This is a genomic window from Paenarthrobacter sp. Y-19 (assembly GCF_029223985.1).
GTDB classification, from domain to species: Bacteria; Actinomycetota; Actinomycetes; order Actinomycetales; family Micrococcaceae; genus Arthrobacter; species Arthrobacter nicotinovorans.
On record NZ_CP119414.1, the window covers coordinates 3,182,534 to 3,205,988 of the forward strand.

Annotated in this window: 25 protein-coding genes; 13 read left to right on the forward strand and 12 right to left on the reverse strand. The window is 63.6% G+C overall.

Features of this window, described 5'->3' with window-relative positions; translation table 11 throughout:
* Positions 1–103: 103 nt before the first annotated feature.
* Positions 104–274, reverse strand: coding sequence for a hypothetical protein (locus tag PYR64_RS14835; protein WP_162239598.1), 171 nt, complete (start codon positions 272–274; stop codon positions 104–106).
* Between the two features lie 106 nt (positions 275–380).
* Between PYR64_RS14835 and PYR64_RS14840 the strand changes: the two genes are divergently transcribed.
* Positions 381–1,433, forward strand: a complete 1,053-nt coding sequence (locus PYR64_RS14840; protein WP_275776014.1) for a hypothetical protein — start codon at positions 381–383, stop codon at positions 1,431–1,433.
* Positions 1,434–1,435: 2 nt separating this feature from the next.
* Positions 1,436–2,989 (forward strand): EAL domain-containing protein, encoded by a 1,554-nt coding sequence (locus PYR64_RS14845; RefSeq protein ID WP_275776016.1) that lies wholly within the window; start codon positions 1,436–1,438, stop codon positions 2,987–2,989.
* On the opposite strand, the gene PYR64_RS14850 is transcribed toward PYR64_RS14845, so the two are convergent.
* Positions 2,982–3,560: a GNAT family protein gene (locus tag PYR64_RS14850; RefSeq protein WP_018776943.1), complete on the reverse strand. Its 579-nt coding sequence runs from the start codon at positions 3,558–3,560 to the stop codon at positions 2,982–2,984. The genes PYR64_RS14845 and PYR64_RS14850 overlap by 8 nt on opposite strands.
* A gap of 108 nt (positions 3,561–3,668) precedes the next feature.
* Between PYR64_RS14850 and PYR64_RS14855 the strand changes: the two genes are divergently transcribed.
* From PYR64_RS14855 to PYR64_RS14865, 3 genes are read left to right on the forward strand one after another with little or no spacing between them, the layout of a single operon-like run.
* Positions 3,669–4,139 carry a hotdog fold thioesterase gene (locus tag PYR64_RS14855; RefSeq protein WP_018776944.1) on the forward strand — a complete coding sequence of 157 codons (471 nt, stop codon included), beginning with the start codon at positions 3,669–3,671 and terminating at the stop codon, positions 4,137–4,139.
* A 9-nt stretch (positions 4,140–4,148) separates the two neighbouring features.
* Positions 4,149–5,498, forward strand: coding sequence for a phenylacetate--CoA ligase PaaK (gene paaK, locus PYR64_RS14860; protein ID WP_039242731.1), 1,350 nt, complete (start codon positions 4,149–4,151; stop codon positions 5,496–5,498).
* A gap of 37 nt (positions 5,499–5,535) precedes the next feature.
* A complete protein-coding gene (locus PYR64_RS14865) occupies positions 5,536–6,138 on the forward strand; it encodes a TetR/AcrR family transcriptional regulator (protein ID WP_018776946.1) in 603 nt (200 codons plus the stop codon).
* A gap of 511 nt (positions 6,139–6,649) precedes the next feature.
* Here PYR64_RS14865 and paaZ read toward each other — a convergent pair.
* From paaZ to PYR64_RS14905, 8 genes are all read right to left on the reverse strand, one after another.
* Positions 6,650–8,749, reverse strand: a complete 2,100-nt coding sequence (gene paaZ / locus PYR64_RS14870) for a phenylacetic acid degradation bifunctional protein PaaZ (RefSeq protein ID WP_275776020.1) — start codon at positions 8,747–8,749, stop codon at positions 6,650–6,652.
* Positions 8,750–8,876: 127 nt separating this feature from the next.
* Positions 8,877–9,605, reverse strand: coding sequence for a tyrosine-protein phosphatase (locus tag PYR64_RS14875; protein WP_110503717.1), 729 nt, complete (start codon positions 9,603–9,605; stop codon positions 8,877–8,879).
* Between the two features lie 128 nt (positions 9,606–9,733).
* Entirely contained in the window at positions 9,734–10,336 is a 603-nt protein-coding gene (locus PYR64_RS14880; RefSeq protein ID WP_055971248.1) for a GNAT family protein, read from the reverse strand.
* Positions 10,337–10,362: 26 nt separating this feature from the next.
* On the reverse strand, positions 10,363–11,226 hold the full coding sequence (locus PYR64_RS14885) for a 3-hydroxyacyl-CoA dehydrogenase family protein (protein ID WP_275776023.1): 864 nt from the start codon (positions 11,224–11,226) through the stop codon (positions 10,363–10,365).
* Complete coding sequence (locus tag PYR64_RS14890) at positions 11,223–12,026, reverse strand: enoyl-CoA hydratase/isomerase family protein (protein ID WP_039242761.1); 804 nt, start codon at positions 12,024–12,026, stop codon at positions 11,223–11,225. Before PYR64_RS14890 ends, PYR64_RS14885 begins: the two co-directional genes overlap by 4 nt.
* Entirely contained in the window at positions 12,026–13,252 is a 1,227-nt protein-coding gene (locus PYR64_RS14895) for an acetyl-CoA C-acyltransferase (protein WP_275776026.1), read from the reverse strand. Before PYR64_RS14895 ends, PYR64_RS14890 begins: the two co-directional genes overlap by 1 nt.
* 131 nt (positions 13,253–13,383) lie before the next feature.
* Positions 13,384–14,040, reverse strand: coding sequence for a pentapeptide repeat-containing protein (locus PYR64_RS14900; protein ID WP_189075378.1), 657 nt, complete (start codon positions 14,038–14,040; stop codon positions 13,384–13,386).
* A complete protein-coding gene (locus tag PYR64_RS14905; protein ID WP_267912540.1) occupies positions 14,040–14,174 on the reverse strand; it encodes a hypothetical protein in 135 nt (44 codons plus the stop codon). Before PYR64_RS14905 ends, PYR64_RS14900 begins: the two co-directional genes overlap by 1 nt.
* 100 nt (positions 14,175–14,274) lie before the next feature.
* Here PYR64_RS14905 and PYR64_RS14910 point away from each other — a divergent pair, with 100 nt between their 5' ends.
* Positions 14,275–15,000: a dienelactone hydrolase family protein gene (locus PYR64_RS14910; protein WP_275776030.1), complete on the forward strand. Its 726-nt coding sequence runs from the start codon at positions 14,275–14,277 to the stop codon at positions 14,998–15,000.
* 114 nt (positions 15,001–15,114) lie between these two features.
* Here PYR64_RS14910 and PYR64_RS14915 read toward each other — a convergent pair whose 3' ends face one another.
* On the reverse strand, positions 15,115–16,578 hold the full coding sequence (locus tag PYR64_RS14915) for an amino acid permease (protein ID WP_275776032.1): 1,464 nt from the start codon (positions 16,576–16,578) through the stop codon (positions 15,115–15,117).
* Positions 16,579–16,946: 368 nt separating this feature from the next.
* On the opposite strand from PYR64_RS14915, the gene PYR64_RS14920 reads away from it, so the two are divergent.
* From PYR64_RS14920 to PYR64_RS14945, 6 genes are all read left to right on the forward strand, one after another.
* Entirely contained in the window at positions 16,947–18,197 is a 1,251-nt protein-coding gene (locus PYR64_RS14920) for an Nramp family divalent metal transporter (RefSeq protein ID WP_018776957.1), read from the forward strand.
* A gap of 52 nt (positions 18,198–18,249) precedes the next feature.
* The gene (locus PYR64_RS14925; RefSeq protein WP_018776958.1) at positions 18,250–18,978 is read left to right on the forward strand and encodes a CPBP family intramembrane glutamic endopeptidase; all 729 of its coding nucleotides are present in this window, start codon (positions 18,250–18,252) and stop codon (positions 18,976–18,978) included.
* Between the two features lie 105 nt (positions 18,979–19,083).
* Positions 19,084–19,521 carry a VOC family protein gene (locus PYR64_RS14930; protein WP_026267050.1) on the forward strand — a complete coding sequence of 146 codons (438 nt, stop codon included), beginning with the start codon at positions 19,084–19,086 and terminating at the stop codon, positions 19,519–19,521.
* A gap of 21 nt (positions 19,522–19,542) precedes the next feature.
* Positions 19,543–20,505 carry a 1,4-dihydroxy-2-naphthoyl-CoA synthase gene (locus PYR64_RS14935; protein WP_018776960.1) on the forward strand — a complete coding sequence of 321 codons (963 nt, stop codon included), beginning with the start codon at positions 19,543–19,545 and terminating at the stop codon, positions 20,503–20,505.
* 9 nt (positions 20,506–20,514) lie between these two features.
* Positions 20,515–21,654, forward strand: coding sequence for an AMP-binding protein (locus PYR64_RS14940; RefSeq protein WP_275776033.1), 1,140 nt, complete (start codon positions 20,515–20,517; stop codon positions 21,652–21,654).
* 53 nt (positions 21,655–21,707) lie between these two features.
* Positions 21,708–22,589, forward strand: a complete 882-nt coding sequence (locus PYR64_RS14945; RefSeq protein WP_018776962.1) for a 1,4-dihydroxy-2-naphthoate polyprenyltransferase — start codon at positions 21,708–21,710, stop codon at positions 22,587–22,589.
* A gap of 59 nt (positions 22,590–22,648) precedes the next feature.
* Here the strand turns inward: PYR64_RS14945 and PYR64_RS14950 are convergent, their stop codons facing one another.
* Positions 22,649–22,960 (reverse strand): DUF4229 domain-containing protein, encoded by a 312-nt coding sequence (locus PYR64_RS14950; protein WP_018776963.1) that lies wholly within the window; start codon positions 22,958–22,960, stop codon positions 22,649–22,651.
* 87 nt (positions 22,961–23,047) lie between these two features.
* Here PYR64_RS14950 and PYR64_RS14955 point away from each other — a divergent pair, with 87 nt between their 5' ends.
* On the forward strand, positions 23,048–23,455 hold the full coding sequence (locus PYR64_RS14955; protein WP_275776036.1) for a PLD nuclease N-terminal domain-containing protein: 408 nt from the start codon (positions 23,048–23,050) through the stop codon (positions 23,453–23,455).

Sequence of the window (23,455 nt, forward strand, 5' to 3'; positions counted from 1 at the left end):
CGTCACTAATGCGCGACATAATTTGAAACAAAAATTGATGCCCCAGGCAGCGGCCCGGGGCATCAATTTTATGTCAAGTGGCCTTGAGAGGCTCCCCCAATGTTTAGTTCGGCCACCACCCGATGCTGGTGGTGTTCGTCTTGGTTGTGGTGGTGCTGTTCGGCCACCAGCCGATTGCCGTGCTGTCCTGCGAAGGCTCGGCATTAGCCGGAGCAGCGAATCCCGTTACTGCCAGAACTGCCGCCATGAGCAGGGTTGCCGCAAATTTTTTCATCCGCTATGCCCTTTCGTACTGATGCGAATTGTTGACTGTGACTTGAATAAAGTCACGGGGCAAACTATACGAGCTTTTCTCCGGCAATGACATGGATAATGGGCACATGAATAGTCCCCACCTCGCCTCGCACCTCGTGGCCGGTCTCACGGCCCGTGCCAAATGGAAGGAACGGGATTTCGACGAGGCCTTCAGGCTTGCGGGTGAAGCCGCGGAGCTGGCCTCGGACGCCGGGGACGACCATTCCTGGTGGGACATGCGCTATTTGCAGGCCGAATGCCTCCGTGACCAGGGACGGATCGAGGAATACCTTCAACTGGCCACAGAGCTGAAGGACCACAGCTTCACAGCCACTTCCCCCGAGCTCGGCGCGAAAGCGGGAACCATGGTGGCCGTGGCATACCAAGGACTGGGCCGGCTCGCGGAGGCTGCCACCACCGCAGCCGATGCCGCGAAACTCGCGTCCTTGGACTCCGATTTGCTGTACGTGCAGATCCTGGCCCAGCGTGCGCTTATTGCAGCCCTGGCAGAAAGCCGGCTCCTGGATGACGCCTGGCGCGAATGCCTTGTCCTGGAAACGTTGATCACCGACGACATTGACGAAGACACCGCGGGCAAAGGCTATTGGGTCATCGGAAACGTAGCGTTCCTGGCCGACCGGGTGGCCGATGGCGGCCGATATCACGACCTTGCCGCGGAACGGCTTTCGCCGTCGAAAGACGTCGATCTGTGGGCACGCTTCAACCGCGCCTCGGCGGAAATGCGGCTCCAGGCCAAGCTCGACGACGCCGCCACCTTGCGCTGCATCGAACGGGCCGAGCTCGCCACGGATATTGTGGGCGGCTCAGAGCGGGACCACCTGGAAATGTCACTGGTCCGCGCCCACTGGAATTTCCTCAACGGCCAAATGAAGGAGGCCCTGGCCATCCTTGAGCCGTTGAGTGCCCGCTCCTCCATCTTGGCCACCCAAACCGCGGCCGAAGCGCACTTCCTCCTGGCCCGGGCCCTGTTGGACTCCGGCCGGACGGACGACGGCCTGGCAGCATGCGAAGTCGCAGCAAAGCTTTTTGACCAAGCAGCACTGCCCGAGCGCAGTGCGGCGGTTCGCGCCTACTTGCAGAAAACTGTTGAACTGCAGGACGGGCCACGCAAGGTTTAGTTGTGGCCGAGGCAAGCATGTATTCCGGGAACGATCCCCGCTTGGAGCTGCTCCTCGAAGGCATCGTCCGGCTCGCTGCAGGAGACCTGAGCACCCGGGTGAAGGTCTCCGAAGCGCGCGATGAGATCGACGCCGTCATCATGGGCACGAACCTCCTTGCCGAAGACCTGCAGATTGTTTACGAGGAGCTGGAACAGCGGGTGCAGGCCCGTACCCAGCAGCTCAACGAAGCCCACCTCGCAATGCGCCGCATGGCCATGACCGATCCCTTGACGGGCCTTCACAACCGTTCGGCCTTTGCTGCCGCGCTCAACGAAGCACAGGCCGGGGAGGCAGACGGCAAGAAGAGGGCGGCCATCCTGCTGCTGGACATGGACGGTTTCAAAGCCATCAACGACTCCCTGGGCCACACCATCGGCGACAAAGTCCTGGAAACCGTAGCCGGGAGGATCAGCGGGGCGGTCCGGGAACAGGACATGGTGGCACGGATGGGTGGTGACGAATTCGCGGTTCTGATCCCTGGGGTAAGCCCCAGCGAAGCCGCCGCCATCGGCAACCGCATCCTCGCCGCCGTCGTAGAGGTCATGGAGATCGAAGGCCAGCACCTACGGTGCGGTGCCAGCATGGGCCTGCGCATGGCCGACCCCGGCCAGCGCGCGGAGGAACTCATGATGGAGGCGGACATCGCCATGTACGAGTCCAAATCCGACGGCCGTGGACGGCTGAAGATCTTCGAACCGGCCATGTTGCACGCGCGGCAGATGCGCAACCAACTGATCGGCGAACTCAAGGAGGCAATCGCCGGTTCCCAGCTGGTGCTCCACTACCAGCCCATCGTCACGCTGGACACCCGGGAAATCGAAGGCGTGGAGGCCCTGGTCCGTTGGAACCACCCCACCCGTGGACTCATCATGCCCGATGAGTTCATCCCCATCGCCGAAGAAACGGGAATGATCTCCGATCTGGGCGGCTGGGTGCTCCGCACCGCCGTCGAACAATTGAAGCAATGGCGAACCGACCCCCTGACCCGACGCCACCGCTTCAGCATGCGCATCAACGTTTCGGCGGCGGATCTGCAGCGGCTGGAGTTCGTGGAAGACGTGCGGGAGGCGCTCTCCGAGGCAGACCTGGACCCCTCGCTCCTGGTGCTGGAGCTGACCGAAAGCGCCGTCATCCAGGGAAACGACCTGGATCGATACACCCTCAACAGCCTGCGCCGTCTGGGGGTGGGGCTGGAGATCGATGACTTCGGCACGGGCTATTCGTCCATCAGCTACCTGCGGCAGTTGCCCGTCGACACCGTGAAAGTGGACCGCACACTCCTGTCAGCACTGGGCAGCGACCCTTCCCAGCCTGCCCTCCTGGCAGCGGTATTGCAGCTGATCCGGGCATGCGGGCTGAATGCCGTCTGGGAAGGCATCGAAACCGCGGAGCAGGCCGAGTACTTGTTGGGCATTGGCTGCACCAGCGGACAGGGCTACTACTTCAGCAGGCCGTTGGCCGAGGCACAGCTGACCGAGCAGCTGAAGCACCACAACGCGTGGCCGGTCAGCTGACGCTGCGGGTCCACGGGCGGTGCCGGTTGCGCCACTCCGAGTCCAGGATTGCGTAGATGTTCTCCGTAGCCCACTGGCCCTTGTAGTGCCAGTTGTCCACCAAGGTTGCCTCCAAACGCATCCCGAGCCTCTGGCAGATCCCCGCTGAGCCTTCGTTGAGGGCATCGAGCTTGGCGTCCACGCGGTGGAAGGACAACTGCTCGAACGCCAGGCGCAGGACGGCTTCGGCTGCTTCCGTGGCGTATCCGTGGCCACGGGCATCCGGGTGCAGGATCCAGCCAAGCTCGCCCTGCCCGGTGCCTTCCAGCCATTTCAGCACGACCTCGCCTACCAGGCCCGGCTGGTCCTGGCGCTCAATGGCCAGGCACACCCAATCCCCTTCTTGGTTGAACTCGAAGTTGGCGTAGCGGCCCAGGACCTCCATGGACTTGGTCTTGGTGAGTTCGTGGCGGAACAGGAAGCGGGCTGTTTCGGGGAGGGCCTGGTATTCGTGGAAGCGTTCAAGGTCTTCCACACCGAAACGGCGCAGGATCAGGCGGTCGGTGACAATCGGGAGCTCAATTTCGGGCATGCACATGAGGCTACTAGGCCGGGACGAATAGTGGCCCAGTCTTGACACGTGGCGCGATCTGGGATTACCTAATGAACATTCGGTAAATAAAGCTGGAGGCAATGACGCATGGTTGAAACAACCCTCTCCGGTGCATCGCACCACATCCTGACGAACGACTACGCGTCCGAATGGATGGGTATCGAGGTCCTCAAGCTCGACGACGGCCACGCCACAATCCGCATGCACCTCCGGCAGGAGATGCTCAACGGATTCGGCATGGCCCACGGCGGAATGATCTTTGCCTTCGGCGACACCGCCTTCGCACTGGCCTGCAACCCGGCCAACCCGACACCCGAGGAGGCGGCCTCCATCACGGTGGCCTCCGGCGTCGACATCAACTTCATCAAGCCGGCCTACCAGGGCCAGGTGATTACCGCCGTCGCAAACCGCCGCGCAAGCACGGGACGCAGCGGACTGTACGACATCCAGATCTTCGCGGCCTCCCCCGATGCTGCCCCGGACACCGCATCCGACGCAGAGACCGGCGAACTCATTGCTGAGTTCCGTGGCCGCAGCCGTACCATCTCCAAGAAGTAGGAAACCCCCATGACGCAGAACACCGTGGCCGCACCCACCGCCAACATGTCCGAAGCCGGTTCTCCCGTGCTGGACCGTGAAGAGACCATCTCCCGCGACGAACTCGAGGCACTCCAGCTCACCCGCCTCCAGCACACGGTGGCCTACGCCTACGACCGCGTTCCCCTGTACAAGCGCAAGTTCGATGAAGCCGGCGTGCACCCGTCGGACCTCCGCGAACTGAGCGACCTTGGCAAGTTCCCGTACACCACCAAGGAAGACCTCCGCCTGGAGTACCCGTTCGGCATGTTCGCCGTCCCGCAGGACCAGGTGGCACGCATCCACGCCAGCTCCGGCACCACCGGACGGCCTACTGTGGTCGGCTACACCAAGAACGACCTCGCCAACTGGGCAACACTGGTGGCCCGGTCCTTCCGCGCCTCCGGCGTCCGCCCCGGCATGAAAGTCCACAACGCCTACGGCTACGGCCTCTTCACCGGCGGCCTGGGCGCGCACGCCGGCGCCGAAGCGCTCGGCTGCACCGTCATCCCCATGTCAGGCGGCCAGACAGAACGCCAGATCCAGCTCATCCAGGACTTCAAGCCGGACGCCATCCTGGCCACACCCACCTACCTGCTCACCATCGCCGACGCCATGGCGCACATGGGAATCGATCCCACGTCCACCTCCCTCAAATACGCAGTGCTCGGCGCAGAGCCGTGGACAGAGGAAATGCGGCACGAACTCGAAGTCACCATGAACATCAAAGCCTCGGACATTTACGGGCTCTCCGAAGTCATGGGTCCGGGAGTTGCGGGTGAAGCGGTTGAAACGCAGGACGGCTGCCACATCTGGGAAGACCACTTCCGCCCCGAAATCATCGACCCGTTCGATCACTCCACGGTCCTGGGCGACGGCGAACCGGGCGAACTCGTTTTCACCTCGTTGACCAAGGAAGCGCTGCCGATCATCCGGTACCGCACCAAGGACCTCACCCGCCTGCTGCCCGGCACCGCACGTCCCGCGCACCGCCGCATGGGCCGCATCACCGGCCGCAGCGACGACATGATCATCCTCCGTGGCGTGAACCTCTTCCCGTCGCAGATCGAAGAAATCGCACTCCGCATCCCCGAGCTCAGCCCCCACTTCCAGCTTGAAATCACGCGCCCAGAGGGCAAGCGCATGGACTCGCTGACCGTGAAGATTGAGCGGCGCGAAAACGTCACCGTTGATGCCGGCACGACGGCGGCCCACACCTTGCGGGAGCAGATCAAGATTCACGTCGGATCATCTTGCGTAGTCGACGTTGTGGAGCCGGGCTCGCTTGAGCGGTCCAACGGCAAGCTCCGCCGGATCTACGACATGCGGCCCAAGGGCTGAGCGCCTTCCCCGGTTGAGATCGTGAGAAAATGCCAGCATGCCTACTGAGACCACCACCAAGCGCGGACGGCCCGGTTATGACCAGCAGTCGGTGCTCCGCATCGCCGTCGACGTCTTCAACCGCCACGGGTACGACGCCACGTCCATGGGCATCCTGGCCGAGAACCTCGGGATCTCCAAGTCAGCCATCTACCACCACGTGCCGTCCAAGGGCGATCTGCTGAAGCTCGCCCTGGACCACGCACTGGGTGGTCTTGAGGCCATCCTGGAGGAGCCCTCAGCAACGTCCGGACCTGCTGATGCGCGGCTCGAGTTCGTGCTGCGGCAGACCATCGCGGTGCTGGTGGACCGCTTGCCGTTTGTGACCCTGCTGCTGCGTTTGCGCGGAAACACGGAGATCGAACGGGACGCACTGGAACGCCGGCGCGCATTCGACCACAAGGTGGCTGAGTTGATTTCTGCCGCCCGCGAGGACGGCTCCCTGCGCCAGGACATCGATCCCCGGACGGTCACACGGCTCCTGTTCGGCACCATCAACTCGATCGTGGAGTGGTACAAGCCCGGCGGTTCCCTGTCCCCTGAGAAGCTCGCGGACGACGTCATCACCATGGCCTTCGACGGACTCCACACCGCAGCCTGACCCTCACGCACATCCTGCGTGCTTGATGCCGACGCTCCATCACACCCCCCGTGCTTGATGCCGACGCTCCATCACACCCCCCGTGCTTGAGGCCAACACTCCATCACACCCCCCGTGCTTGAGGCCAACGCTCCATCACACCCCCCGTGCTTGAGGCCAACGCTCCATCACACCCCCCGTGCTTGATGCCAACGCTCCATCACACCCCGCGCCTTCCAGGCTGCCACCTTCCCCAAAGGTGGACGCGGCATGCGCGCCAGGTCCCGTCGTCGTGCAATGCCCATAGACGCGCAGGCACAAAACGAAACGCCATCCCACGACGTGAGAAGGCGTTTCGTTCGTGAGCAAGCGACACCACCAAACCCAAGGAACGTGAGGAAGGGTTACCAACAAACCCTAGGAACGTGAGCAAGCGTCACGACCAAACCCAAGGAACGTGAGCAAGCGACACCACCAAACACGCGGGATGTGAGCAAGCGACACCACCAAACCCAAGGAAGGTGAGGAAGGGTTACTTCTCCACGAGGGTCAGGACGTCGTAGGTGGCCACGATCTCGTCGTTCTGGTTGGTCAGGACGGCGTCCCACGCCACCTCGCCGTATTCGTCGGTCTCACGCGGGGTGATCTTCTTGGCCGTCAGTGTGACGCGGATGGAGTCGCCGGCTGCGACCGGGGTGATGAAGCGCAGGTTCTCCAGACCGTAGTTGGCCAGCACGGGACCCGGCGCGGGCTCCACGAACAGCCCCGCGGCCCAGCTCAGCAGCAAGTAGCCGTGGGCCACGATGCCCGGGAAGAAGGGGTTGGCTTCGGCGGCTTCCTGGTTGGTGTGCGCGTAGAAGGTGTCGCCCGTGGAGTTCGCGAAGGCGGTGATGTCTTCAAGCCTGACCTCGCGCAGTTCCGAACGGACGGCGTCACCAATGCGAAGGGTCGAAAGGTGCTTCCGGAACGGGTGCTCGCCTTCTGTTTCCACAGTGAAGTTGCGGTCGGCGCCGGTGTGCCACTGGCCGGTGACCGCGGTGAGCATGTTCGGCGAACCTTGGATGGCCGTGCGCTGCATGTGGTGCAGGACGGAACGGATGCCACCCAGTTCCTCGCCACCGCCGGCGCGGCCCGGACCGCCGTGGACCAGGTGGGGCACCGGCGAGCCGTGTCCGGTGGAGGAGCGTGCGTCTTCGCGGTTGAGCATGTGCACGCGGCCGTGGTGGGCTGCGATTCCTGTCACCAGTTCGCGGGCGACAGCGGGATCGTTGGTGCACACGGAAGCCACCAGCGAGCCTGAGCCGCGGGCTGCCAAGCGGATGGCGTCGGCAAGGTCGGAGTACCCGAGCACGGAAGAAACCGGCCCGAAGGCTTCCAGGGAGTGGACTTCTTCGGCTTCGGCGTCTGCCCAGCTGAGGAGCACGGGCGACATGAACGCGCCGTCCTCCACAACTCCTACGGTGCCTCCAACGGAGGTGACCGACGGCGAATCGAGGGATCCGTACGCAAGTTCACCTCCGGCGTCGAGCATCGACTGCACGGCCGCGCGGACGTCGGCGAGCTGTTCGAGGGAAGCCAGGGCGCCCATGGTGACGCCCTCGGCGCGCGGGTCGCCGAGTACGACGCGTTCGTTGATGCGGGCTCCGACGGCGGCCGCGACGTCAGCGGTCAACTCCTGGGGAACGATGACGCGGCGGATGGCAGTGCACTTCTGGCCGGCCTTGACGGTCATCTCGGTGACGACGGCTTTGATGAAGGCATCGAATTCAGGGGTCCCGGGAACGGCGTCGGGGCCAAGGATTGCTGCGTTGAGCGAGTCGGTCTCGGAGGTGAAGCGGACACCGCCCTGCACCACGTTCCGATGGGATTTGAGGGAGTTGGCGGTGGATGCCGAGCCCGTGAAGGAAACGAGGTCGCGGTAGTCGAGTTCGTCCAGGATGGTCCGGGCAGACCCGGAGATCAGCTGCAGGGAACCGGCCGGGAGGATGCCGGACTCGACGATTGCCTTGACGGCGTCAGCGGCCACATAGCCGGTGGGCGTGGCGGGCTTCACGATGGTGGGAACGCCGGCCAGGAACGCTGGGGCGAACTTTTCCAGCATGCCCCAGACGGGGAAGTTGAAGGCGTTGATCTGAACAGCGACGCCCGGAATGCGGGTGTAGATGTGCTCACCGGCGAACGAGCCGTCCTTGGAGAGCACCTCCATGGGGCCGTCGACAATGACCTGCGAGTTAGGGAGTTCGCGGCGGCCCTTGGAACCGAAGGTGAAGAGGACACCGATGCCGCCGTCGATGTCGATCATGTTGTCGATCTTGGTGGCGCCGCTCTGCGAGGACGACGCGTACAGCTCCTCACGGCGCCCGTTGAGGTACATGGCAAGCTCTTTGAGCTTGAGCGCGCGCTGGTGGAACGTCAGCTTCCCGAGTTCAGCCTGGCCGGTGGTCCGCGCGAAATGCACGGCGGCGGCCAGGTCCAGGCCGTCGGTGCTCACGTTCGCCAGGACTTCTCCGGTGCTGGCGTCGCGAACAGGAACCTTCTTGGCATCGGGGGCCGGGGTCCACCAGGCATCCTGGACGTAGCTGGGGACGGTGGCAACGGCTGTGGTTTCCGGGGCGACTGCGGTAGTGGTCATCGTCGACGGGTCCTTCCAAGGCACAGGAAATCGGCACGGTCAGATGACTGAAGCCAACATTACTGACCGGCCGTTCGGTAATATATACAGGGTACATGAATCCCCCGGCGAGTACAGCAGTTGTTTTTCAAGCGGAGAAGCCCGCCCCGGCTCCCACCTTGGCCCGGACCGTGCCCAGCTCCTCCGGAGAAAGCCCGTTGTCCGTGAGGAATCCGGCAACATCAAGCGAAGCCAGGAAGCTCCGCAAAGCCGCCAGGCGTTCAGCCAACATGGCCTCGAGCTGCTCGTCGGGAAGATACGGATCATGTGCGTGGGGCGCCCCATGGGTCCGGTGCCGCTCATTGATCCCGCGGGCAGCAAGCTCATACCCGGCAAGGATTTCCTGATCGTCCATCCCCGCGAGCCGCTGCAGCATCAGGGCGATCATTCCGCTCCGGTCCCTCCCGGCAGAACAGTGCACCACCACTTTGCCCGGTGAGGCAGCGATGGCTTTGAAGACGGCGGCGATCTTCTCCCCGAACAGCTGCAGATAGTCGCCGTACTGGGCTGGATCCCTCAGGTACGGGCCGAACAGCTCACTGAATTGGCTGTGGTCCGGGTCTTCCGTGGGGCAATGGACGACGTCGATGCGCGCCTTCACATCGTCCGGCACCTCAGGATCCGTGTCGCGTTGCCGCCGCTCGCGCGAGGCGCGGAGGTCGATCACGGTGCGGACGCCGTCGTCGTACATTTGCTGCCAACCGTCCCCGGTGACCCATTCGTGGCGACCCATCCGGTACACGTCGCCGGCGATCTTCCAGGCGTTGACAGCGCCATCCCAGTGGACACTTTGGTGCGTTGAAGAAGTCCCGTCCATAGCAGCCAGCTAAGCACATCGACGGGCCGGAAGGGACCGCCTGCGCGCCGAGGAGTGAGCTCTCGGGACCAACCCCGCGCCGAGGGGTGAGCTCTCGGGACCAACCGCGGGCGCTTACCGCCGAAAGCTCACCCCTCGGCGCCGTACTTGGCCAGCCGGTACTCGAGACCGTTACGCACAGCCGGCCACTCGTGCTCAAGGATGGAGAACACCACCGTGTCGCGAAGCACGCCGTCCTTGGTGCGGGAGTGGTTCCGGAGAACCCCGTCCTGCTTGGCGCCGAGCCGGGCAATGGCTTCACGGGACTGGTGGTTCAGCCAGTGCGTGCGGAATTCCACGGCCGGGCAGCCCAGGGCTTCAAAGGCGTGCCGCAGCAGCAGCAGCTTGGAATCCGGGTTGGTTCCTGTACCGTGCGCCGACGCCGCGTTCCAGGTGGAACCGATCTCCACGCGAGGGGTCGCGGCGTCGATGTTCATGTACGTGGTCATGCCGATCAGTTTGCCCGTGGCTTTGGACCGCGTGGCGAACGGCAGCATGGAGCCGGCCTCCTGCAAGGAAAGGCGACGCTCGATGTCCGCAGCCATGCCCTCCGGCGTCGGAACGGAGGTGTACCAGAGCTTCCACAGATCTCCGTCGCGGGCCGCGTCCACCAGGCCATCGTGGTGTTCCTGGCTCAACGGCTCGAGGGTCACGAACTTGCCGGTCAGGGTAATGGGTTCAATGAAAGTCACCCGGATAGCCTAACCGGACCCAGCGCTTAGTCGTTCCAGTCGAAGAAGCCCTTGCCCGTTTTGCGGCCCAGCTCTCCCCGCGCCACTTTGTCCCGCAGGATCTGTGGCGGAGCAAAACGATCGCCCAGCGTGGACTGCAGGTACTCGGCAATGCCAAGCCGCACGTCCAACCCGACAATGTCCGTAGTCTTCAGCGGGCCCGTGGGGTGCTTGTAGCCGAGAACCATCGCGGCATCGATGTCCTCCGCGGACGCCACGCCCTCTTCCACCATGCGCATCGCTTCCAGGGCTATGGCCACCCCCAGCCGTGAGGATGCAAAGCCCGGGGCGTCATTGACGACGACGGCGGTCTTGCCGAGTGCCTCCGTCCAGTTTTTTGCCGCTTCAGCGAGTTCGGGAGACGTCTCCTTGGCCAGCACCACCTCGATGAGGGTGGATGCGGGAACAGGGTTGAAGAAGTGCAGCCCGACGAAGTTTGCAGGCCGGCGAAGTTCGTTGGCGAGTCCTGTGACAGACAGCGACGACGTGTTGGAGGCCAGGAAAGCATCGGCAGACAGGTGGTCCTCCACGGCCTTGAGCGCCGTGACCTTGAGGTCGTAGTCCTCTGGGACGGCTTCAACCACCAGGCCGCAGTGGACGAAGGATTCGTAGTCCGTGGAGGTACTGAAGCGCGACATTGCCTCGTCGGTTGTTTCAGTGAGGGTGCCACGCGCTGCGGATTTGGCCACGGCGTCGGCTACCCGGGAGTGCGCACCGGCTGCAGCCTCATGGTCGCGTTCCACCACAATGACCGTGGCACCTTTGGTGAGGAAGGCGTGCGCGATGCCGGCGCCCATCCGGCCTCCGCCGAGGACACCTACGACGTGCGGGATTGCGGATACTGTGGTCATTTCTGCGTCCTGTCCTGCGTGGAAGCGTCGGAGTCTTGCGAAGCTTTGGCCGACTTCTTGTCGAGGAATGCCTGCATGCGGTCGAACTTCGCCTGGGACTCAAAGAGGATCCCCTGGGCGAGGGTGTCGATCACGGGATGGGCCTCCGCCGGCGCGTGGAACACCGACTTGGTGATGCGCACGGCCATCGGATCCTGGCGGGCGATCCGGTCTGCCAGGGCATGGGCCGCATCCATCAGCTCGGGAGCTTCGTAGATCCCGGTAATGAGGTTGATCCGCAGCGCCTCTTCAGCCCGCAGTACCGCCCCGGCCAGGAGGATCTCCTTGGCTTTCGGTTCCCCGACGAGTTCCTTGAGACGCCAGGTGGCGCCGGCAGCGGCCATGATGCCCAATCCGGTTTCCGGGTTGCCGATGCGCACGCTCGGGGTGCCGATCCGGAAATCGGCAGCGTAAGCCAACTCAGCGCCGCCGCCCAGGCAGTAACCATCCAACGCCGCGATGACGGGCATGGGCAGCTTGGCGATGCGGACAAAGATCGTGGAGTTGATGCCCTGCAAAGCGTCGTCCCTGCGCCGCTCACGCAACTGGCCGATATCGGCACCGGAGGCGAACACACCGTCGGTACCGGCAATGATCAGTATTCTGGGGTTCCGCTCCAGCTCGGCACACACCGCATGAAGCTCGTCCACCATTTTCTGGTCGATCGCGTTGCGGACCTCAGGGCGGTTCAGCAGAACGGTCAGGCGGTCGTCGCGTTCTTCGAGAAGGAGCGTAGTGAAGTCTTCAGGATTCAGTGCCATTACACGCCTTCCAGCAGCATTGCCGTGCCTTGGCCCACGCCGATGCACATGGTGGCCAGGCCGAGCTTCGGTCCCGTCGCCGAGGCCAATTCGCGTTCCATCCGGCCCAGCAGTGTGATGGCGATCCTTGAGCCGCTGGAACCGAGGGGGTGTCCCAAACTGATGGCACCGCCGTCGTTGTTGACGATTTCGGGGTCAAGTCCAAGGCGACGCATGCTGGCGAGGGACTGGGTGGCGAAAGCCTCGTTGAGTTCCACGGCACCGAGCTGGTCGACGCTGAGCCCGGTGCGGGCCAGCACCTTTTGGGTGGCCGGGACGGGACCGATGCCCATGATCTCGGGCTCGCAGCCGGCTGAGGCGCCGTCGACGATGCGGGCGCGTGGTGTGAGGCCGAACTTCTTGATGGCGGCTTCGGAGGCGACGATGATGGCCGAAGCGCCGTCGTTGAGGGTGGAGGAGTTCCCGGCGGTGACCACGGATCCGCCGGGAACCACGGGGCGCAATCCGGCAAGGACATCCATGGTGGTTCCTTCCCGGGGGCCTTCGTCCGTATCCACCACGGTCTCGGACTTCCGCGTTTTCACGGTGACGGGAACGATCTCATCTTTGAACCGTCCGCCGGCGATGGCTGCCAGCGCACGCTCGTGCGACCGAACGGCAAACGCGTCGGCGTCTTCGCGGGAGATATTGCCCACACGGCCGACTTCCTCGGCAGTTTCCGGCATTGAGTAGGTCATCTTGCCGTCGCGCGACAGCTCGCCCTTGGTGAAGAGCGGGTTGGCGAAGCGCCAGCCGATGGAGGTATCAAAAATCTGGCCAGGCTTGGCGAAGGCCGTGGTCGGCTTCTCCTGGACCCACGGCGCACGGCTCATGGACTCGACGCCGCCGGCAACCACGATGTCCGCGGCACCGGATTTGATCATCTGACTGGCCATGATGATGGCGCTCAATCCGGAAGCGCAGAGCCGGTTGACCGTAATGCCCGGGATGTGGAGGGGCAGCCCGGCAAGGAGGGTTGCCATTCGGGCAACATTGCGGTTTTCCTCCCCGGCGCCGTTGGCGTTGCCGAGGATCACCTCATCAATCGAGTCAGGGTCGACGCCGGCACGCGCCACAGCTTCCCGGACCACCAATGCGGCGAGATCATCGGGGCGGACTGAGGACAGCGCCCCACCATAGCGACCCACAGGCGTCCGTGCGCCGCCAACAAGAAAAGCCTCGACCATGAGAACATCCTTCGCGAAAGTGAAAGGGACCGGCCTCGAATAATATACCGACCGTTCGTTCTATAAAGATTACACGGCCCAGCGGGAGGGTCAACAGATGAAGCTGCCCGCCGGACCGCCTCCCACCCCGCTCAGACCACCCGGATTCCGAGATGACCGGCCAACAACGGCGCCATCAAGCTCAACTGGTAATCGTCGATAACCGCCCCCGCCAGCCCGGCCAAACCATTGATTCCCCGAAACTCCGATGTCCGCAGATCCACGTCCTTGAGCTTGGCGCCCGTCACATCAAGGGTTCCGATGGTGCAGTTCTTCAACGCCACCCGCGTTCCCGTGCATCCCCCGAGATCGAGTTCGTTGATGATGCAATCGGAGATCTGGACATCCATGAGCTTGGAACCACGGAGATTCACGTAGTCCAGCTTGCCGCCGTCGATACGGACCGAGCGCCAGTTGCCCTCATAAAGTTCGGCCGAACCCCATCGGGGATTGGTGATCTCGACATCCTGCCAGGACGTACGCGCAGCCATGAACACGGGCGCGTACGGCTCAGCCAGGATGCACTCACGGAACGTCGCTCCCCGCAGTTGTGCCTCGTTGAAGGACACACCGTTGAATTCACACTCAATGAAATCCGCGCCGCTCAGTTCCTCCCCGTCCGCCGAGACCCGGGTGAGCCGGACGCCGTCGTACCGTTCGCCGCGCTGGAACTCCGGGGCGTCGTCGTCGCGCAGTTCATCCAACCGCACCGGGGAGATCTTGGGGGCCGCCACCTTCGCAGCCGCCATCAGAGCGCCTCCGCTTTTCTTGCAATCGCCGCTGGAGCGGTGGTCCCGGTGTCCGGCGGAAGATCCGGCAAGCCGGCCCGGGCCCGCTCCGGTCCGGCGTTGATATGCTGCGTCAAAGTGGTGGCTGGTTCCATGCTTCGAGCCTATCCCCGGGCGCCGACAAAACCGTCCCCGGGGGTCAGCAACCCTGCCAAACCACCGCCGGCGCTGGAAACCACACCGAAAGGCCACCCCATGGTCACCATCGATTTGAGCGGACAGAGCAAAGCAGCGGGAGGCTCAGTGTCCCTCAAGGGATACCTGGCCGAGCCCCCGGGCGAGGGTCCGTTTCCCGGGGTGGTGATGATCCACGAAGCCTTTGGATTGGATGATGTGATGCGTCGCCAGGCTGACCGGCTGGCGACGGCGGGCTACCTGACGCTCGCGGTGGATCTGTACAGCGACGGCGGTGCAAGGCGCTGCCTCGTCGCCACCATGCGCTCTATGCTCTCGGGCGAGGGCCGGGCTTTCACCGATGTGGCCACCGCCAAAGAGTGGTTGCGCAACGATGACAGGTGCACCGGCAAGGTGGGCGTCATCGGCTTCTGCATGGGCGGCGCTTTCGCGTTACTCGCCGCAAACGATGGTTTTGACGCCGCGGCCGTGAACTACGGCCAACTCCCGCGGGACCTGCATAACGCCCTCCAAGGCGCGTGTCCGGTGGTTGCCAATTACGGCGGCAAGGACCGCACCCTGCCCGGAGCTGCCGCCAAGCTGGATCAGGCCCTCAACAGCCTCGGCATTGAGCATGACGTCAAGGAATTTCCGACGGCGGGCCACGCCTTCATGAACGACGCCCCGGTAGGACCGAAGCTGCTCCGCCCCCTGACGCGGGTCATGGGCATCAAACCCGATCCAGCCTCCGCCCCGGAAGCATGGCGGCGCATCGAAGAGCATTTCGCGAAGCACTTGGCAGGCTGACCCGGGCAAAGCTGATTCGGGCAAAAGCGGGCCGAAACGACGGCGGGCGCCCCTTCCGGTGAACGAATCACTGGAGGGGGCGCCCGTCGTCGAGCCTCTGTCAGCTCATAAGCGTCAGCTGAAAAGCTCGCTCTTCGGCTGGTTGTTCTTGACCTTCTGCCAGCCGAGCCACAGCACCAGGGCGAAGAACGGAATGGTGGCAAGGGTCCACAGGCCCAGCAGGAAGACCTCGCCTGTTGCCTTGTCGGTCATGGTGTCGAAACCGATCAGCACAGTGATGGCAAGCAGGGCGACCAAACCCAGCCAGCTGGTCCACGGCGAACCGGGCATGGGGAGGCTGGAGACCTTGCCATGCTTCTTACGAAGCGCGATCTGGCTGGCGAAGATGGAACCCCACGTGAAGATCACGCCGATGGAGGCCGTGTTCAGTGCGAGGTCGAAGGCGTGCGAGCCACCCAGCCAGATGTTGAGCAGGATGCCAACGAGGTACACGCCGCCGATCGCGAGGATGGCCGCGTACGGCACATGGCGGGTGGACATCTTGGTGAGCCACTGCGGGGCGTGGCCGTTGTTGGCCATGGTGCGGAAGATACGGCCGATCGAGTAGAGACCGGAGTTGCAGGAGGACAGCGCGGCGGTGATGACGATCATGTTCATGACATCGCCCATCCAGCCAAGTCCCATCTGGCCGAACACGGTAACGAACGGCGAGGTGCCGGCGACGTACTGGTCGGACGGCAGCAGCATGGCAAGCAGCGTCACCGAACCGACGTAGAAGACAACGATGCGGAATACGACGGCGCGGATCGCCTTGGGAACTTCGCGTTCCGGGTTCTCCATCTCACCTGCGGTGATGCCGACGAGTTCAATGGCGTTGTAAGCGAAGATCACGGCGTTGAGGACCAGGATCATCACCAGGCCGCCCTTGGGGAACATGCCGCCGTCTTCGTGGAAGAGGTTGGCTACGGATGCATGGCCGTCGCCCACCTTGGCGTTGGTGACAACCATGAACGTGCCAACAGCCAGGAAGATCACGATTGCTGCGACCTTGAGGCAGGACGCCCAGAATTCGAACTCGCCGAACGCCTTGACGCTGAACAGGTTCACAGCCACCAGCAGCACCAATGCGGCAATGGCGGACAGTTCAATCGGGACGTTGGGGAAGAAGAACTGGAAGTACAGTCCGATCGCGATGAGTTCGGCAATGCCCGTCATGGCCCAGTTGATGAAGTACATCCAACCGGAGAGGAAGGCGCCCTTCTTGCCGAACATTTCGCCGGCGTAGCTCACGAAGGAGCCCGATGTCTGGCGGTACATGATGAGCTCACCGAGTGCGCGCATCAGCAGGTAGGCGATGACGCCGGCGATGGCGTAGGAGAAGATGAGGGCCGGGCCCGTGGAGGCCAGGCGGCCACCGGCACCCATGAAGAGGCCGACGCCGATGGCGCCACCCATGGCGATCATGGTGACGTGGCGGCGGCTCAGGGTCTTTTTGTATCCCTCGGCGCTGAGGGTAGAGCCTGCGGCTGTGGATGAGGCCTTGGGGCTCTGGAGATCTGTGGGAGTACTTTGCGGCACAGCTGTTCCTTGTGGGTTGGGGTATTGCTGTAGGGGTTTCGCCCAGTGCCGGGACACGGGCGGCTTTGGCACACATAATTCGAGCTTTCCCGCTTTGAGGATCCCGAAGTGTGACAAAGAACGCAGAACGCCGAAGCTTCGCGCAACCCGTCTATCTTACGGGATTAACCGGAATGCCCGTGACGCAGGCAACAGCACCCCTTTCTCCGGAAGCCACGCGGGGTCGGATATGGCCCATATTTATCCGCTGGATGGGCCATATCCGACCCCGGATTTCGGTTCTCCAATGGATTGCCTAAATAAAACTTTTCGGTGTGCCTAAATTTCGCTATCCTCGTAGTGAGTACCCCCAACGATGAGGAACCCCAATGGCTGCACCCACCCTGGAAACACGTGCCACCCCCGGCAAAGTATGGTCCCGGCTCTTGCTCCTGGGACCTGCTTTCGTTGCTGCGATCGCCTACGTGGATCCGGGAAACGTCGCAGCCAACCTCACGGCCGGTGCCAACTACGGCTACCTGCTGGTCTGGGTCCTGGTTGTAGCGAACGCCATGGCAGTCCTGGTCCAGTACCAGTCAGCCAAACTCGGCCTCGCCACGGGGATGAGCCTCCCTGAGATTCTTGGCAAGCGGCTCGGCAACAAGCGCCGGCGCCTCTATTGGCTGCAAGCTGAAGTTGTTGCCGGAGCCACGGATATGGCGGAAGTCATCGGTGGAGCCGTGGCCTTGAACCTGCTGTTCGGAATTCCGCTGCTTGCCGGTGGCGTGATCGTCGGCATCGCGTCCATGCTGCTTTTGGCCTTGCAGTCGCGGCGGGGACAGCGCTCTTTCGAGTACGCCATCCTGGTTCTCCTGGGGATCATCGCCGTGGGCTTCGTGTCCGGGCTGTTCGTCAATCCCCCGGATGCGGGGAGCGCCCTTGGCGGGCTGCTTCCGCGTTTTGAAGGTACGGACACCATCCTTCTGGCAGCGAGCATGCTGGGCGCCACGGTGATGCCCCACGCGATCTACCTCCACTCGGCCCTTGCCCGCGACCGGCACGGTTTCTCCCCGGACCCCGTTATCCGGACAAAGCTGATCCGCGCCACCCGCACGGACGTCGTCGGCGCCCTGCTCCTGGCCGGGGTCGTCAACATCTCGATGCTCCTTCTTGCCGCCTCCAGCCTGCGCGGCATAGAAGGCACGGACACTATCGCCGGAGCCCACGCCGCGGTGACGTCCGCCCTGGGCCCGGCCATCGGCGTGATCTTTGCCATCGGCTTGCTGGCATCCGGACTGGCGTCCACATCGGTTGGTTGCTATGCCGGCGCGACCATCATGGGCGGCCTCCTCAAAGTCCGTATTCCCCTGCTCACCCGCCGCGTCATCACCCTGATCCCCGCACTGATCGTGCTGGGTGCCGGGATTGAGCCGACACTCGCCCTGGTGCTGAGCCAGGTGTTGCTCAGCTTCGGTATTCCTTTCGCTTTGATTCCCCTGATCCGGCTCACCGGCAAGAAGGATGTCATGGGCCTCCACACCGACGGCATGCCGCTGAAGATCGCGGGTTGGACAAGTGCCGTGCTGATCGTCGGTTTGAACTGTGTCCTCATCACGCTCACCCTCACAGGGCAGTCCTGATATCCCGCTTGGCCTGATCCGGAGCATCAGGCAGCAAAGCTAGGCTGGAGCCATGGGCACTCTTCATACCAAGGCATCTTTGTACAGATTCACTGCCCTGGATGCCTTAGCAGTAGCCGTCTATCTCGGATTCACCATCTACTTCACGGTCAGCGGGGAAGCCGTCGAACGGCTGATGCTTCAGCTGTTTCCCGACCCGGCCACAGCGTCCTATGCCGTCAACGCGGTCTTCTATGCCGGCGTCGGAATATTTGCCGTGGCGTCAGCCTGGCGTGTGGCGGGACGTGACCTGAAGATCCTGGGGACACGTCCGTGGTTCACCTTGGGCATGATTCCCCTCGCGATCGTGGTAATGCTCATCCTGACGGCTCTGCTCGTCGCCGCGTTCGGGACCGCCCAAAGCTCCGAGAACCAACTGGGTATCCAGGGATTGCTGCAGCACGTTCCGGCCTGGTTGATGGTGCCGCTGCTGGTGGTTCTGGGGCCGTTTGTTGAGGAGTACCTGTTCCGCCATCTCCTGATCGGCAAGTTGTCGCAGCATGTGAACATCTGGATCTGCTGCGTGATCTCCGTGGTGGTTTTCGCGTCCATCCATGTGGTGGGCCGCGAAGGACTGGTGCTTTCAGCCCTGGCGCCCTACCTGGGAATGGCCGCGGTGCTGGTGGCCGTCTATGTCTGGACAGGTAAGAACCTGATGTTTTCCTACTTCGTGCACGCGGCCAAGAACCTCATGGCGGTCGTGCTGATCTACGCGGTCCCGCCCGAGCTCCTGTCCAACTAAGGGACAGCAAATCTCTACGCGCACTGTCCTCCGCTCGGGTAACCCGGACGGAAGTTGACCGCATTGCGCTACCCAGCCACCCGCCGTCGGAATAGCTTGGTGGGCATGACACTCAACATCCAGGTAGCCGTCGACTGCAGGAAGCCCCACGAACTCGCCGATTGGTGGGCCGAGACCCTCGAATGGACCGTGGAACCCCAGGACGAGGCGTTCATCCGGTCCATGATCGAGCAGGGATTCGCCACCGAAGACCAGACCATCACCCACAACGGCAAACTCGTCTGGGCCGAAGGCTGTGCGATCGTGCCCGCCGAAGACACCGATCCCAAAACAGGCCGCCGTATCCTCTTCCAGACCGATCCCAACCCCAAGACCGTCAAGAACCGGGTGCACTGGGACGTCCGCCTGGACGGCCGGGACAAGGACGTCGTGCGCAAGGAGCTGGAAGCCCGCGGCGCCAAACACCTCTGGACCGCCCGCCAGGGACCCCAGGAATGGCACACCATGGCCGACCCCGAAGGCAACGAGTTCTGCATCAGCTAAGGCCATTACTAGACTCGGACTGTGAACAACGATCTCCCTGCCAAGGTTTCCGACATCTTTGACCCCTCGCGCTGGCGCACGGTTTCGGGTTTCGACGACTTCAAGGACATGACGTACCACCGGCAGGTCGAACGGTCCGCGGACGGCACGGTCAAGGATCTGCCCACGGTCCGTATCGCGTTCAACCGTCCCGAGGTCCGCAACGCGTTCCGTCCCGGCACCGTCGATGAGCTCTACCGGGCCATGGACCACGCCCGGATGACTCCGGACGTCGCCACCGTGCTGCTCACCGGCAACGGGCCGTCCGAAAAGGACGGCGGACATTCGTTCTGTTCCGGTGGCGACCAGCGGATCCGTGGCCGCGACGGTTACAGGTACGCAGTAGAAGACGCCCCAGGAGACTCTGCTGAATTTATAGACCCAGCCCGTGCAGGCCGCCTCCACATCCTGGAAGTCCAGCGGCTCATGCGGACCATGCCCAAGGTGGTCATCGCCGTCGTCAACGGCTGGGCGGCCGGCGGCGGGCACTCCCTGCACGTGGTCAGCGACCTCACCATCGCCTCCCGCCAACACGGCAAGTTCAAGCAGACGGACGCCACGGTAGGAAGTTTCGACGCCGGATACGGCTCTGCGCTGCTGGCGCGCCAGATCGGGCAGAAAGCCGCGCGGGAAATCTTCTTCCTCGCCCGCGAATACTCCGCCGAGGACATGGTCCGGATGGGTGCCGTCAACGAGGCCGTGGACCACGAACGCCTCGAAGAAGTCGCCCTCGAGTACGCCGCCGACATCGCCCGCCAATCCCCGCAGGCCATCCGCATGCTCAAATTCGCGTTCAACCTGGCCGACGACGGACTGGCCGGGCAGCAGGTCTTCGCGGGCGAAGCCACCCGCCTGGCGTACATGACGGACGAGGCCGTGGAAGGCAAGGAAGCGTTCCTCCAAAAGCGGGATCCCGACTGGTCCAGCTTCCCCTACTACTTCTAGGACTCCTCCGTGAACGTCGATCCTGTCCTCAAAGCCCTGATGGCTGCCCTCCACGGTGAGGGTCCCGCCGTCGAAATCGTCTTCGATGAAAACGGCGAACCCCGGGCGGTGCCGGTGGAGACCGGCGTCGAGGATGCCGCGGTGGTGGTCCGCACCTCCGGTTCCACGGGAACACCCAAGGCAACTGTCCTGACCGTCGATGCCCTCGCGGCGTCGTCGGTGGCGACCGCCATGGCACTGCGCGGCGAAGGCCAGTGGCTGCTCGCGCTGCCCCTGCAGTACGTGGCCGGCGTGCAGGTGCTGGTCCGCTCCCTTTATGCGGGAACCCGGCCGTGGGTGATGGACCAGACCAACGGCTTCACTCCGGAGGCCTTCACCGCCGCAGCCGAGGAACTGACGGACAAGATCCGGTTCACCTCCCTGGTGCCGACGCAGCTGCAACGGCTCCTGGACTCCCCCGCGCCCGAAACCCTCGCCGTACTGCGCCGCTTCAACGCCATCTTGCTGGGCGGCGCACCGGCGTCGCCCGACCTCCTGGCAGCCGCCCAGGCCGCGGGCCTGAAGGTGGTCACCACCTACGGTTCCGCCGAAACGTGCGGCGGGTGCGTGTACGACGGCGAGCCGCTTGACGGCGTCGAAATCCGGATCGGCGACGGCGACCTGGAAGGCCGGGTCCTGCTGGGCGGCGACACGGTGGCCGCGGGTTACCTGGATGCTGCCCGCGCGTCAAAGGCTGCGTTCTTCGAAGAGGACGGTACGCGCTGGTACGTCACCGGCGACCTCGGGGAACTGTCCCCGGAAGGCAAACTCACCGTGCTGGGACGCGCCGACGACGTCATCATCACCGGGGGCGTCAAGGCCTCCGCCACGTATATCCAGAGCAAGCTGGAAGAGCTCGACGGCGTCACCGCGGCTTTCGTCGCAGGCGTCCCCTCGCGGGAATGGGGCCAGGCTGTTGCGGCCTACGTGGCCGTCGAGGATCCCAGCCCTGACGGAATCAAGGGTTTCACGGCCCGGCGGGAGGCCGCCCTGGGCGTCCTGGCCCCGAAAACAGTGTTGGCCGACAAGGAATTGCTGATGCTGCCGAACGGAAAACCGGACAGGCTGGCCATGATTGAACAGCTTTCCAATCTGCATCAGGGACAATAGACAAGTTCTTCCCCCCAACTGAGATCAAACGCGAAACACACGAGGTACTACACGTGGCGACAGCTGCACAATGGATCCAAGGAGCCCGGCTCCGCACCCTGCCCGCGGCAATAGCGCCGGTCCTGATCGGTTCGGCAGCGGCGTACGAGCTCCATGCTTTCCGGCTGCCGAACGCGATCCTCGCGGCGCTTGTCGCGCTTCTGCTGCAGATCGGCGTCAACTACGCCAACGACTACTCCGACGGCATCCGCGGAACCGATGAGGACCGGGTCGGCCCGCTGCGCTTGGTGGGTTCCGGGGCAGCGAAGCCGGAACAGGTGAAGTGGGCGGCCTTCGCCCTGTTCGGCGCTGCCATGCTGTGCGGCCTCATCCTGGTGATCATTACCCAAACGTGGTGGCTCATCCTGGTGGGCATCGGTTGCGTCCTGGCAGCGTGGGGTTACACGGGCGGCAAGAACCCCTACGGCTACATGGGCCTGGGTGATGTGTTCGTGTTTGTGTTCTTCGGACTGGTGGCCACCCTGGGTACCACCTACACGCAGGCCGGCCAGGTGAGCCTGGCCGCAGTCATCGGCGCAATAGGTACCGGCCTCATCGCCTGCGCCTTGCTCATGGCCAACAACGTACGGGACATCCCCACGGACACCGCGGCCGGAAAGCGGACCTTGGCAGTCCGCCTGGGTGACCGTCATGCCCGCGAAAGCTACGTGCTGATGCTGGCCGTGTCCATCCTGCTGGTGATCGTCCTGGCGCCCACGAAGCCCTGGATGTTGATCGTGCTCCTGCTGATCCCCGCCTGCCTCATGCCTGCATGGCTGATGGTCAACGGCAAGAAGCGCAAGAGCCTCATCCCGGTGCTCAAGCAGACCGGCCTGATCAACCTCGGCTACAGCCTGTTGTTCTCGCTCGGGCTCATTCTGAGCCGCGGCTTCTAGGCTCCACAAAAAGCGAACGCCCCCGGCAATGTGCTGAGGGGCGTTCGCTGTTTCAATTCTTAGGCCGCGCCGGGGCGCTTGTCGTTATTGACGGCAATGTCCGGGTTCTTCTCCACCAGGCTGTCCTCAGCTTCGGCGTCTTCAACCTCGCCTGCGGTGCGGATGGGCTTGGCGCGCCCGGAGAAACGCTCGCGCATCGCCGCCGTGGCTTCGTCGCGCTGCTTCTGGAAGAACAGGTAGCTGATGGCGAAGGCCATGAGCCCTGCGAAGATGGCCGCAGGCAGCAGACCCACCTGCAAAAGGGCGAAGATGATGAACAACGGCACGAACAGCGCCAGGCGGATGAGGGAATACTTCAGGAAAGCCACCATCCAAGTTTAGCCGCCCGAATGGTTGCACTCTGGTCACGGCCCAAAGAGGGCGTCCAGCGAACGGCTTCCGGGCACTAGACTTGATGCATGCTCCGCGTTATAGGCGTCGTCGTCGTTCTTGTTGTCTTCGTCTATGCCCTGGTGGATGTCATACGCACTGACCGGCACCAGACCCGCGGCATTTCGAAGACCGCGTGGATCATCGTGATGATCGTCCTGCCGTTGCTGGGTGCCGTTCTGTGGTTCATTTTCGGCCGTCCCTACAACAAGCCCACGGCCACCCCCGTAAGGCGCCACCCCACCGCACCGGACGACGACCCCGAGTTCCTCCGCAACCTGGAGACCCGCCGTCGCAACCAAGCCGAAGAGGACCGCCTGAAGAAGCTCAAGGCGGATCTCGAAGCCAAGGAACGCAAACTCCGGGACACGTCTTCAGGCACGGACGATGCCCAACGCGGTGAGCCGGATACGCATGATACCGACGAGCTGAAGTAG

Coding starts and splice junctions, on each gene's coding strand:
- PYR64_RS14850 (WP_018776943.1), bottom strand. CDS start 3,560: ATGCCCGAAATTGAGCTCCCGATTGTCACCGACCGCCTGATCCTGCGC.
- PYR64_RS14900 (WP_189075378.1), bottom strand. CDS start 14,040: ATGGCGGCTGCGAAGGTGGCGGCCCCCAAGATCTCCCCGGTGCGGTTG.
- PYR64_RS14905 (WP_267912540.1), bottom strand. CDS start 14,174: ATGGAACCAGCCACCACTTTGACGCAGCATATCAACGCCGGACCGGAG.
- paaZ (WP_275776020.1), bottom strand. CDS start 8,749: ATGACCACTACCGCAGTCGCCCCGGAAACCACAGCCGTTGCCACCGTC.
- PYR64_RS14910 (WP_275776030.1), top strand. CDS start 14,275: ATGGTCACCATCGATTTGAGCGGACAGAGCAAAGCAGCGGGAGGCTCA.
- PYR64_RS14855 (WP_018776944.1), top strand. CDS start 3,669: ATGGTTGAAACAACCCTCTCCGGTGCATCGCACCACATCCTGACGAAC.
- PYR64_RS14875 (WP_110503717.1), bottom strand. CDS start 9,605: ATGGACGGGACTTCTTCAACGCACCAAAGTGTCCACTGGGATGGCGCT.
- PYR64_RS14885 (WP_275776023.1), bottom strand. CDS start 11,226: ATGACCACAGTATCCGCAATCCCGCACGTCGTAGGTGTCCTCGGCGGA.
- PYR64_RS14955 (WP_275776036.1), top strand. CDS start 23,048: ATGCTCCGCGTTATAGGCGTCGTCGTCGTTCTTGTTGTCTTCGTCTAT.
- paaK (WP_039242731.1), top strand. CDS start 4,149: ATGACGCAGAACACCGTGGCCGCACCCACCGCCAACATGTCCGAAGCC.
- PYR64_RS14920 (WP_018776957.1), top strand. CDS start 16,947: ATGGCTGCACCCACCCTGGAAACACGTGCCACCCCCGGCAAAGTATGG.
- PYR64_RS14950 (WP_018776963.1), bottom strand. CDS start 22,960: ATGGTGGCTTTCCTGAAGTATTCCCTCATCCGCCTGGCGCTGTTCGTG.
- PYR64_RS14835 (WP_162239598.1), bottom strand. CDS start 274: ATGAAAAAATTTGCGGCAACCCTGCTCATGGCGGCAGTTCTGGCAGTA.
- PYR64_RS14840 (WP_275776014.1), top strand. CDS start 381: ATGAATAGTCCCCACCTCGCCTCGCACCTCGTGGCCGGTCTCACGGCC.
- PYR64_RS14930 (WP_026267050.1), top strand. CDS start 19,084: ATGACACTCAACATCCAGGTAGCCGTCGACTGCAGGAAGCCCCACGAA.
- PYR64_RS14890 (WP_039242761.1), bottom strand. CDS start 12,026: ATGGCACTGAATCCTGAAGACTTCACTACGCTCCTTCTCGAAGAACGC.
- PYR64_RS14865 (WP_018776946.1), top strand. CDS start 5,536: ATGCCTACTGAGACCACCACCAAGCGCGGACGGCCCGGTTATGACCAG.
- PYR64_RS14895 (WP_275776026.1), bottom strand. CDS start 13,252: ATGGTCGAGGCTTTTCTTGTTGGCGGCGCACGGACGCCTGTGGGTCGC.
- PYR64_RS14925 (WP_018776958.1), top strand. CDS start 18,250: ATGGGCACTCTTCATACCAAGGCATCTTTGTACAGATTCACTGCCCTG.